At 69.5% G+C, this 10,558-nt stretch carries 8 protein-coding genes and 2 pseudogenes; 4 read left to right on the forward strand and 6 right to left on the reverse strand.

Annotated elements, in window-relative coordinates; genetic code table 11:
• Window positions 1–5: 5 nt before the first annotated feature.
• From E0497_RS05870 to E0497_RS05880, 3 genes are read right to left on the reverse strand one after another with little or no spacing between them, the layout of a single operon-like run.
• Entirely contained in the window at window positions 6–1,049 is a 1,044-nt protein-coding gene (locus E0497_RS05870; protein WP_206663623.1) for an ABC transporter permease, read from the reverse strand.
• Complete coding sequence (locus E0497_RS05875; protein WP_137723828.1) at window positions 1,046–1,984, reverse strand: ABC transporter ATP-binding protein; 939 nt, start codon at window positions 1,982–1,984, stop codon at window positions 1,046–1,048. Before E0497_RS05875 ends, E0497_RS05870 begins: the two co-directional genes overlap by 4 nt.
• A gap of 28 nt (window positions 1,985–2,012) precedes the next feature.
• Window positions 2,013–2,219: a hypothetical protein gene (locus E0497_RS05880; protein WP_137723829.1), complete on the reverse strand. Its 207-nt coding sequence runs from the start codon at window positions 2,217–2,219 to the stop codon at window positions 2,013–2,015.
• Window positions 2,220–2,340: 121 nt separating this feature from the next.
• On the opposite strand from E0497_RS05880, the gene E0497_RS05885 reads away from it, so the two are divergent.
• Window positions 2,341–2,784: a nitroreductase family deazaflavin-dependent oxidoreductase gene (locus E0497_RS05885; RefSeq protein WP_137723830.1), complete on the forward strand. Its 444-nt coding sequence runs from the start codon at window positions 2,341–2,343 to the stop codon at window positions 2,782–2,784.
• Window positions 2,785–2,811: 27 nt separating this feature from the next.
• On the opposite strand, the gene E0497_RS05890 is transcribed toward E0497_RS05885, so the two are convergent.
• Window positions 2,812–4,812 carry a TerD family protein gene (locus E0497_RS05890; RefSeq protein ID WP_137723831.1) on the reverse strand — a complete coding sequence of 667 codons (2,001 nt, stop codon included), beginning with the start codon at window positions 4,810–4,812 and terminating at the stop codon, window positions 2,812–2,814.
• Window positions 4,813–4,990: 178 nt separating this feature from the next.
• On the opposite strand from E0497_RS05890, the pseudogene E0497_RS05895 reads away from it, so the two are divergent.
• Both E0497_RS05895 and ilvA read left to right on the forward strand, forming a co-directional pair.
• A pseudogene (locus tag E0497_RS05895) lies at window positions 4,991–6,767 on the forward strand (pyruvate dehydrogenase).
• A gap of 62 nt (window positions 6,768–6,829) precedes the next feature.
• A complete protein-coding gene (gene ilvA / locus E0497_RS05900; RefSeq protein ID WP_137723832.1) occupies window positions 6,830–8,182 on the forward strand; it encodes a threonine ammonia-lyase IlvA in 1,353 nt (450 codons plus the stop codon).
• Here ilvA and E0497_RS05905 read toward each other — a convergent pair whose 3' ends face one another.
• Window positions 8,183–8,719 (reverse strand): TetR/AcrR family transcriptional regulator, encoded by a 537-nt coding sequence (locus tag E0497_RS05905; protein ID WP_137723833.1) that lies wholly within the window; start codon window positions 8,717–8,719, stop codon window positions 8,183–8,185.
• Between the two features lie 121 nt (window positions 8,720–8,840).
• On the opposite strand from E0497_RS05905, the gene E0497_RS05910 reads away from it, so the two are divergent.
• A complete protein-coding gene (locus tag E0497_RS05910; RefSeq protein WP_137723834.1) occupies window positions 8,841–10,355 on the forward strand; it encodes an MFS transporter in 1,515 nt (504 codons plus the stop codon).
• Window positions 10,356–10,370: 15 nt separating this feature from the next.
• Here E0497_RS05910 and E0497_RS05915 read toward each other — a convergent pair.
• Window positions 10,371–10,558, reverse strand: a pseudogene (locus tag E0497_RS05915) (IS30 family transposase); the annotation flags it as partial.

A 10,558-nucleotide genomic window follows, 5' to 3' on the forward strand; every position in this document is an offset into this window, starting at 1 on the left:
GGCCGTCACGCCACCCGCATACCGGTGGGCAGGGTGCCCATCGGGGTGCGGAGCCGGCGGTACCCGGCCGTGAGCACGAGACCGGCGACCACGGCCTGCAGGCCCACCCCGAGCGGCCAGATCGGGCCCGGTGCGTCGGCGGTCGCCGGGTTCCGGCCGGACACGCACGGGATGTCCGCGAGGCCGCCGCGCTGGGCGTCCCGCACGCTCGCACCGAGTGACCCCATGACCCCGAAGTCGTCGGAGTACCGCGGCGGCTTCGGGACGGCGTCGGCGACGACGACGAACGGGTTGGCCGCGAGCATCCAGGCGGTGCGCTCGGTGTGCAGCACGGTGCGGGTGGTGGTCTCGGTGGGGCTGCACACGTAGTGGTCGCCGTCCGGCGTCGAATCCCAGCCGACGACGCGGGGCACCTCGACGTCCTCGCGGGCCAGCGCGGAACCCAGCCCGAACGCGATCGGGGTGCCCACCGTGAACGCCGCCACCAGCAGATATGTGGCGGTGACCGCGAACAGGGGACGGTGCGAGCGGGCGGAGATGCCGATGCCGATCGCGCACATCAGGCCGAGTTCGAGTGCCACCATCAGCACGAACACCGGCAGGCTCGCGGCGTGGACGCCGCCGCTGATCACCGACCACACGAGGGCGGGCGCGGCCACGAGCAGGAACGTCAGCGACGCGGCCCACGCGGCGAGCCACTTGCCCCACAGCAGTTGCCCGGGGGTGAGCAGCGTGTTCTGCAGGATCGCCAGGGTCCCGGACGCCCGGTCCCCGCTGATCGCGTTCGCCGACACTGCCGGCACCACCAGCAGCGCGAACACCAACACGAACCCGACGACCAGTTCGAACAGGAACTGTCCGGACATGTCGTCGGCGTGCGCGGTGGCCTCGCCGAGCACGGTGACGCCGCAGACCAGTAGGAACCACACGAGCAGCAGCACATACCAGCCGCGGGTGCGCAGGCGCTGCCGGAACTCGAGATCGAACACCGTCAGCACGCCGTCGAGGTAGCCGAGCGTCGGCCGGGTCCGTACCGCTGTGCCGGTCACCGCAATTCCTCCTGCATGCTCAGGTACGTCTGCTCCCACATGCCGGTGGCGGGCGCGAATTCGGTGACGGCGACACCGTCGGCGACGAGGGCGCGCAGCATGTCGGCGGCCCCCGTCTCGTCGTCGACGAGGATCACCCGGTCGCCGGGCCGCCGGTCGGTGGACGGGCCGACCCGGCATCCGGCCCGGTCGAGTGCGGCGTCGAGGGCCACCGGGTCGAGGGCGCGCACGACGAAGCGGCGGGCCTGGGCGCCGGCCTCGGCGATGGTCTGCATCCGCACGGTGCGCCCGTCGGCGACGAACACGGCACGGTCGGCGGTGTCGTCGAGATCGGACAGGACGTGCGAGCTGACGACGACGGTGCGGCCCTCGGAGGCCAGGCGGCGCAACAGGATCCGCAGGTCGATCCGGGCGCCGGGATCGAGGCCGGACGCGGGTTCGTCGAGCAGCAGCACCTGCGGGTCGTTCACGAGGGCGCGGGCCAGCGACAGACGCTGCTGCTGGCCGCGGGACAGGGCGCGGGCGGGGGTGCGGGCGAGGGCGGTCAGCGCGACGGTGTCGAGGAGGTCGCCGGCACGGCTGCGCGCGGCGGCGGTGGTGAGGCCGTAGAGGCGTCCGATCGAGGTGAGGATCTCACCGGCGGTCAGCGACTCCCACACGCCGAGCGTGTCGGGCATCCAGCCGAGCAGGGCGCGCACGGCCGCCGGTTCGGTGAGCGGATCGTGCCCGCAGATGTCGATGGTGCCGGAGTCGGGACGCAGCAGCGACGCCAGCATCAGCAGCAGGGTGGTCTTGCCGGAACCGTTGGGGCCGATGAGCGCGGTGACCTCGCCGGGGTGGGCGTCGACGTCCATCGAGCGGACCGCGTGCACCGATCCGAACGCACGGGCCAGGTTCCGTGCACGGATTCCGGTGTCGGCACGCGGTGGGCTCATCGCCCGAACGTTACGGCAATTGCGGCAATTACCAGGAGGATTCGACGGTGCGACGGGTCAGCACGACACGTCGCACCCACCACACGGCGACGGCGACGGCGGCCGCGGTGAGCACCGCGGTCTGCAGGACCTGCGTGACGGCGAGCGCCAGGACGAACACGACCAGGGCCGAGGCGACCGCCTCGAGCTTGTAGAGCGGCCACGCGGTGCCTGCGATGTCGACGGTCGTGGTCATGATGTTCACCCTAGCCGCGACGAGAAGTTCGGTCCAGCGAACAATTGGGGACGGCCGGAAGAAACCGCTGGTTCCGGGCGTTCGAGTGGTGCAGATCATGCGCGAGGTGTGTACTCGGGACATGCCACTCACCGGTGAATACGAACCCAGCCCCGCCTCGTGGGCCGCCGACCAGGTCGACCTGTACGAGCGTTCCGGCGGCACCGAGGGCACGATGATGCAGGGCAAACCCGTCATCGTGCTCACGACCACAGGCGCCAAGTCCGGCAAACTCCGCAAGACACCGCTCATGCGCGTCGAACACGACGGGCAGTACGCGGTCGTCGCCTCGCTCGGCGGTGCCCCCAAACATCCCGTCTGGTACCACAACATCGTCGCCGATCCGCACGTCGAACTGCAGGACGGCACCGTCAAGCAGGACATGACCGCCCGCGAGGTCGCCGGCGACGAGAAAGCACAGTGGTGGGAACGGGCCGTGCAGGCGTGGCCGGACTACGCCGAGTACCAGAAGAAGACCGACCGGCAGATCCCGGTGTTCGTGCTCACCCCCGCGCCGGGCGCCTGACCGCGACCGGCGAGGAAGTGGTGTGCATCAGTCTGCTTCCTGCGTGCTCGGTGCGTCCGGATGCGACGGCGGCGTGTCGGACTGCTTGGGCGCCGCCGGCACCCACTCCCGGAGTCGCTGTACCACACTGCCGTAGAAGGTGTCCGTCGACGTGGTCACGCTGGTGACGAAGCTGGCCGCTGTTCCGGAACGCCGACTGCCCATCGGGAACGTCTGCTCGAGACCGAAGGACACGACGTCCCCGCTCCGGCCGTCGGTCAGGACCTTCGGGTTCGCGCGCACCGTGTCGAGCAGTTCGCACGTCTCGTGCCCGCGTTCCGAGAACACTGTTTCGACCTGGATGTCGCCGGGCGCGTCCTTGAGTTGTTTGAGGAGCCACGACAGGCGCTTTCCCGGCGTGCCTTCGTCCGGGGCCGCAACCTTCGTGCGGCAGCGGATCTTGTTGGTGCGGACATCCGCGACCACGATCAGGTCACCGGCGGTTTCCGGTATCCGGAGGACGGCTTCGAAGACCCCTTCTGTGGCCAACCGTTCCGAGATCGCGGCATTCCGGGCCGCCGGGTCCTGGCTGTACTTGCGGGGGAGGACGTGCTTGACGGTGACGCCGAGTTCGGCGGTCAGTCGCAGGGCCAGATGCCGTGCGACGGAGGCCCAGGTGTCGGCGACCGCGAGGGCTTTCTGGTCACCGGCCCGGAGCGTGCCCGCGGTGACCCCGTCGCGGACGGTGGCCCAGTGGCGGCCCATGTCGACGAGTTCGGTTGCGCCGGAACGGGGATGTTCGAGGTAGCGCAGGAACTCGGAGAGTATCCACATCTGCAGTTCGTCGTCGAGTCCGCCGTGGGTGAGCAGGACCCGGGCCTCGTGGGCGACCTCGGACCACGACAGATGCCGCAACGCGACCTTGGCGAGCTTGCGGCGGTCGACCTCGACGGGCAGTTCCCCGGCACTGGCGGGAACATCGTTCGACAGGCTGACGACCACGTCGTACTTCTGTTTCCGGGCCACGTCGAGGTAGCTCTCGAGTTGTTCCTTCTTGAGCCTGCCGTTGCCGGTCTTGACTTCGAGCAGTCCGGTCCACAACCGGCTTCCGCGGGACACCTTCAGGACGGCGTCGGGGATGACCTTCGTGTCCCCGCGTTCGTACCGGACCTCCACGTACCCTTCGAACGCACCGGCGGGCGCACCCATCCGGGCGCACAGTGCACGCGCGAACGGGCGCACGGCCTGCATCGTTGCAATCAGGGCGGAAGTTGCGCGGCGTTCCTGCTCGTCCCCGGTGCCGACACCGACGACCGAGAACAGCCGGGCAGGCTGCCACGCATCGTCCTCGGCCAGAGTGAGGGGTCGTAGTGTGACCTTCTTCGCGACCTTCTTGGACGTGCGCACCCGGCCCTTCGGCGCGGAGGTCCCGACGGTCGGCGTCGGATCCTCGGTGGCCGCGGCCGGCGCGGTGTCGACGGCACCACCGGTGTCGTCGATGTCTGTATCTGCGGGGTCGTCGTCGACGGTGACACCGAAATCGGTTGCGAGACCGGACAGTCCGGAATCCCAGCCCTGCCCGACGACGCGGACCTTCCACTCGCCGTTCCGGCGGTACACCTCGCCGAACACGAGCGCGGACTCCGTGGTGGCGTCCGCGGTGGCATGCTCTGCGAGCGTGTGCCCGGCCCCGTCGAGGACACGGAGGGTGAGTTTGCCGAGGTCACCGAACACGCCGGTCGCGATGCTGCCGGCCAGTGCGACGGTGTGGACGTCGTCGGGGACCGTCGAGAGATCGATCGCGATCCGGGCCTGCGCTCCTTCCGTCGTGGCGCCGGTCCCGAGGAACCGGATCGAACCGTCCGAGGACTCGGGCTGGTTGTAGAAGACGAAGTCCGCGTCCGACCGGACCTTCCGATCCTCACCCAGGAGCAACGCCGAAGCGTCGATCTCGACGGTCGAATCGGTCCATCCGAGCACCACGTCGACGTGCGACACGTCGCCGGGAAGCGTCATGTTCTGTCCCTTGGACAACAGCGGAAAAGTCATCAACCCACCCCTCGATCGAACCGGTGGAACACCGGAAGCACGCCTGCGACATGCGTGTCGGCGTGCATCGTAGTCTTTCGCTGTCACCGGTCTGTGGAGTTGTCCCCCGGTGCTCCCGGGTTTCGGCTAGCGTGCGAGGGGAGTGCGTCACCTTCCGAAGCGACTGCGGAGGTTCGGTATGGCATCGAGAACTGTTGCGGATCAACTGGTTTCCCAGCTCGTCGATGCCGGGGTGCGTCGGGTCTACGGCATTGTCGGGGACAGTCTGAATCCGGTGGTCGACGCGGTGCGTCGCACCGGTGGTTCCGGGCGCGGCGGTGTCGACTGGGTGCATGTCCGGCACGAGGAGGCGGCGGCGTTCGCGGCGTCCGCCGATGCGCAGATCACCGGGGAACTCGCGGTGTGTGCGGGGTCGTGCGGTCCGGGGAATCTGCATCTGATCAACGGGTTGTTCGATGCGAACCGTTCGGGCGCCCCGGTGCTGGCGATCGCGTCGCACATCCCGAGCACGCAGATCGGGACCGGATACTTCCAGGAGACGCACCCGGATCGGTTGTTCGTCGAATGCGCGCAGTACGCCGAATTGGTCAGCAGCCCCGCACAGTCGGCGCGGGTGGTGCAGAGTGCGATGCAGCATGCGATCGCCGGTCCGGGTGTCTCCGTCGTCACCCTGCCCGGCGATGTCGCCGCCGAATCCGCGCACGGCACCCCGCCGCCGCTGGTGCGGACCGCGGCGCCGGCGGTCGTGCCCGCCGACACGGACGTGCGGGCCCTCGCGGCCGCGATCGACGCGGCGTCGGCCGTCGCGATCTTCGCCGGCGCCGGGATACGCGGCGCCCGTGACGATCTGCTGACGCTCGCGGACCTGATCGGGGCGCCGATCGGGCACAGCCTGCGCGGCAAGGAGTGGATCCAGTACGGCAACCCGTTCGACGTCGGCATGACCGGGCTGCTCGGGTACGGCGCCGCGCACGACGGCATGCACGGGGCGGACCTGCTGGTCCTCGTCGGCACCGATTTCCCGTACGACCAGTTCCTGCCCGACGACGTGCGGACTGCGCAGATCGACGTCGACGCCCGGACACTGGGGCGCCGCACCGGCGTCGATCTCGCGGTGCACGGCGACAGCCGTTCGGTGCTGCGAGCGCTGATCCCGCTGGTGCAGCGCAAGACCGATCGGGGCTTCCTGGACCGGAGCCTCGACCGGCACCGGATGCTCATGGACAAGGTCGTCGGCGCCTACACCGATCCGGTGGAACAGCGGACCCCGATCCACCCCGAGTACGCGGCGTCGATCCTCGACGACGTCGCCGCCGACGACGCGATCTTCACCGCCGACACCGGCATGTGCAACGTGTGGACGGCCCGCTACCTCACTCCGAACGGGCGGCGCCGGTTCCTGTCGTCGGCGCTGCACGGGTCGATGGCGAACGCGTTGCCGCACGCGATCGGCGCGCAGGTCGCCCAGCCGGACCGGCAGGTGGTCGCGATGTGCGGTGACGGCGGCCTGGCGATGCTGCTCGGCGAACTGATCACTGTCGCGGCATACCGGCTGCCGGCGAAAATTGTGGTATTCGACAATTCGACGTTCGGCATGGTCAAGCATCGAGATGCTCGTCGACGGCCTGCCCGATTTCGGGGTGGATGTGCCGTCGGTCGACTACGCGGCCGTCGCGGCGGCGCTCGGCATCTTCTCCCGGCGCATCGAGAATCCGGCGGACATCGAGGACGGCCTGCGGGCCGCGTTCGCGCACGACGGCCCGGCGCTCGTCGACGTCGTCACCGACCCGAACGCGCTGTCGCTGCCCCCGGAGATCACCGGTGGGCAGGTGCGCGGCTTCGCGCTCGCGATGTCGAAGGTGGTGATGAACGGCGGTGTCGGGGAGGCGGTGCGGATGGCGAAGTCGAATCTGCGGAACGTGCCGCGGCCGTCGCAGTTCTCGCCGCGCGGCTGACCCGCGGCTGTCGGGATCGGCCCGGTTGTGCGGCGCCTCACGTGGGGTGGGAAAATGCGGGAGTGTCTCATTCGTCGAAGCTCGCAGATCCGAAGGTAACCTCGCCCGCGCTCACCGCGGACGACATCGATGCGGCCGCGAAGCGAATTGCGCACATTATCGACGCGACACCGCTGCAGTTCAGTGAGCGGCTGTCGACGCTGACCGGGGCCCGCGTCTACCTCAAGCGCGAGGACCTGCAGATGGTCCGCTCGTACAAGATCCGCGGCGCCTACAACCTCATGGTTCAGCTCAGCGACACCGAACGCGCCGCCGGTGTGGTCACCGCCAGTGCCGGCAACCACGCGCAGGGTGTCGCGTTCGCGTGCCGCACGATGGGCGTACACGGCCGTATCTACGTTCCCGCCAACACCCCGAAGCAGAAGCGTGACCGGATCATGGTGCACGGTGGCGGTTTCGTCGAACTGATCCCGACGGGGGAGACGTACGACGCCGCTGCGGCCGCCGCGGCCGCTGACGTGGCGCGCACGGGTGCCACGATGGTGCCGCCGTTCGACGATCCGCGCACGGCCGCCGGTCAGGGCACCATCGCCGCGGAGATCCTCGACCAGTTGGGTCAGGCGCCGGCCACCGTCGTCGTCCCCGTCGGTGGCGGCGGCTGCATCGCCGGTATCGCGACGTACCTGAACGAGCGGGCGCCGGAGACGGCGATCGTCGGTGTCGAACCGGTCGGGGCGGCGTCGATGACCGCGGCCCTTGTCGCGGGCGGCCCGGTGACGCTGCCGGATGTCGATCCGTTCGTCGACGGTGCCGCCGTCAAGCGGGTCGGCGATCTGCCGTATGCGGTGATGGCGCAGTTCGGGGCGCACGTGGTGTCGCATTCGCAGCTGCCGCTGATCGCCGGGACGTCGGCCGGTCGGGCCGGGGATCCGTTCGTGATGACGCAGGTCGACGAGGGTGCGATCTGCACCGCGATGCTCGAGCTGTACCAGAACGAGGGCATCATCGCCGAGCCGGCGGGTGCGCTGTCGGTGACGGCGCTCGCGTCGCTGGACGTGGAGCCGGGGTCCACCGTGGTGTGCCTGATCTCCGGCGGCAACAACGACGTCTCCCGCTACGGCGAGATCCTGGAACGGTCGCTCGTGCACCTCGGGCTCAAGCACTACTTCCTGGTGGACTTCCCGCAGGAGCCGGGGGCGCTGCGCGGATTCCTCGACCAGGTCCTCGGCCCGGACGACGACATCACGCTGTTCGAGTACGTCAAGCGCAACAATCGGGAGACCGGGGCCGCGCTGGTCGGTATCGAGCTCGGTTCGGCCGACGGCCTGTCGGCGCTGCTCGAGCGGATGCGCTGCTCGCGTATCGAGGTCGAGCAGCTCGAGCCGGGCACGCCCGCGTACCGCTATCTGACGTAGTCAGTTCGCCGGGTCGGTGCCGAGCAGTCGGTGCACGACCCGGCGATGCAGGTCCGGGTCGGGCTGCGGCAGCCCCAGGAGTGCGGCGAGATAGATGCCGTCGCCGGCCAGCCGGACGATCTCGGCCTGGACGGGGTCGTCGATCTCGGCGAGCAGTCCGTCGTCCCACGAGCGCATGACGTCGGCGACGGCCTGCTGCACCTCGTCGTGCTGTCCGTCGGCGCTGCGCATCGCGGCGAGCATCGACTGGAACATCGTGATCTCTTCTTCCGTCTCGGCCACCGGGTACTGCAGGTAGATCTCGGAGACGGTGCGGCCCTGCGCGACGGCGTCCGCGAGTTGCCGGTCCGAACGGTCGCCGAGTCGGCGCACCATCGACGCGAGCAGCGCCTCCTTGGTGGGGAAGTGGTAGAGCAGGCCCCCCTTGGAAACCCCGGCGCCCGCGGCGACCGCCTCGAGCGTCACCTGGGCGACGCCGACGTCGAGCAGCAGGGTTTCGAGCGCGTCGAGGATGCGATCCCGTGTGTCTGATGCCATAGCGCCGACTGTACCGGCTGGACGGTCGAGTGCTAATCTGGTGCGGCTACTGTACCGGCTGGACGGTTAACTCCCCGGTCGGTTCCTGTTCATTGCACGACAAATTTCGGGGAGTGGAAGCATGTCCGTGGACACGCTGCAGAATCCACGCGAGGCGACCGCGAGCCGCAAGGACTGGCTCGGACTGGTCGTGCTCGCCTTCGCGGTGCTGCTGATCTCGGTGGACGCGACGGTGCTCGACCTCGCGTTGCCGTTCATCAGTGAGGACCTGGCACCGAGCAGTACGCAGCTGCTGTGGATCATCGACGTCTATTCGTTCGTCCTGGCCGGCCTGCTGGTCACGATGGGCACCCTCGGTGACCGGATCGGCCGCCGTCGGCTGCTGCTGATCGGTGCGGTCGGGTTCGGTCTCGCGTCGCTGATCGCGGCCTGGTCGTCGAGCCCGGAGATGCTGATCTTCGCGCGCGTGCTGCAGGGTGTCGCGGGTGCGACGCTCATGCCGGCCACCCTCGGCCTGATCCGCACCATGTTCGTGAACCCGCAGCAGCGCACCACCGCGATCGGCGTGTGGGGTGCGATGGCCGGTGGTGGCGCCGCGGCCGGCCCGCTCGTCGGCGGCTGGCTGCTCGAGCACTACTGGTGGGGCTCGGTGTTCCTCATCAACATCCCGGTCATGATCGGTCTCGTCGCGCTCGGTCCGCTGGTGATCCCGGAGTCGAAGGACCCGAACCCGGGCCGCTTCGACCTGATCAGCGCCGGACTGTCGATGCTCGCGCTGGTGCCGATGGTGTACGCGGTCAAGGAAACCGCCGTGTACGGGCCGAGCTGGACGTTCACCCTGGTCGGCGCCGTCGGCGCGTTCGCGGGCTGGATCTTCGTCCGCCGCCAGAAGGCGCTCGCCGACCCGATGCTCGACCTGTCCCTGTTCGCGCGTCCGGCGTTCTCGACGGCCGTGGTGACGAACCTGCTGTCGGTGTTCGCGCTCGCCGGTGTGCTGTTCTTCGGCTCGCAGTACCTGCAACTGGTCCTCGGCTACAGCCCGCTCGAGGCGGGTCTGCTGATGCTGCCGGGCACCCTGGTCAGTGCGTTCGCGTCGCTCGCGGCGGCCTGGCTGGTGCGCCGCTGGTCGCCGAGCCGCGTCCTGAGCGTCGGCCTGGTGGTGTCCGCGATCGGTGCCGCCGCTCTGATCGCGCTGCGCGCCGACAGCGGCCCGCAGGCATTCGTGCTCGGCTTCCTGCTGGCCGGTGCCGGTATCGGTGTCGCGCTCACCCTCACCAACGACCTCGTCGTCGGCGCCGTCGAACCGGAGCGGGCCGGTGCCGCGTCGGCCGTCTCGGAGACCGCCTACGAACTCGGTATCGCGCTCGGTGTCGCGGTCCTCGGCAGCGTCGTGCTGGCGATCTTCCGCCGCGGACTCGACGTCACGGCGCTCACCGACGAGCAGACGCAGGTCGCGCAGGGCACCCTCGGCGGTGCGGTCGAGGTGTCGAAGGCGCTGCCCGCGGACCAGTCTGCGGCGTTCGTCGAGACGGCTCAGCAGGCGTTCGTCGACGGCATGCACATCGCGGCCGGTGCGACGGCGATCGTCCTGCTGGTGTCGGCGATCCTGGTGGCGAAGCTGCTGCGTCAGCGCTGATTTCCCTCGGGGAAGTCAAGCGGTCAGGGCAACATCGGCCTGGATGAGGGCGTTGAGACGGTCGGCGGGGGTGTCGTAGCCGAGGGTGGGACGAGGCCGGGTGTTGAGGAGGTGTTGGACCCTCTTCAACTCGGCCGCGTCGTGCCCGGACAGATCGGTGCCCTTGGTGAACCAGTGCCGCAGGAGCCGATTGGTGTTCTCGT

The organism is Prescottella subtropica, from assembly GCF_005434945.1.
GTDB classification, from domain to species: domain Bacteria; phylum Actinomycetota; class Actinomycetes; order Mycobacteriales; family Mycobacteriaceae; genus Prescottella; species Prescottella subtropica.

What these genes read in the sequence shown, in the direction of transcription:
- E0497_RS05875 (WP_137723828.1), bottom strand. Translation starts at nt 1,984, where the DNA reads ATGAGCCCACCGCGTGCCGACACCGGAATCCGTGCACGGAACCTGGCC.
- E0497_RS05880 (WP_137723829.1), bottom strand. Translation starts at nt 2,219, where the DNA reads ATGACCACGACCGTCGACATCGCAGGCACCGCGTGGCCGCTCTACAAG.
- E0497_RS05885 (WP_137723830.1), top strand. Translation starts at nt 2,341, where the DNA reads ATGCCACTCACCGGTGAATACGAACCCAGCCCCGCCTCGTGGGCCGCC.
- E0497_RS05890 (WP_137723831.1), bottom strand. Translation starts at nt 4,812, where the DNA reads ATGACTTTTCCGCTGTTGTCCAAGGGACAGAACATGACGCTTCCCGGC.
- E0497_RS05905 (WP_137723833.1), bottom strand. Translation starts at nt 8,719, where the DNA reads ATGGCATCAGACACACGGGATCGCATCCTCGACGCGCTCGAAACCCTG.
- E0497_RS05910 (WP_137723834.1), top strand. Translation starts at nt 8,841, where the DNA reads ATGTCCGTGGACACGCTGCAGAATCCACGCGAGGCGACCGCGAGCCGC.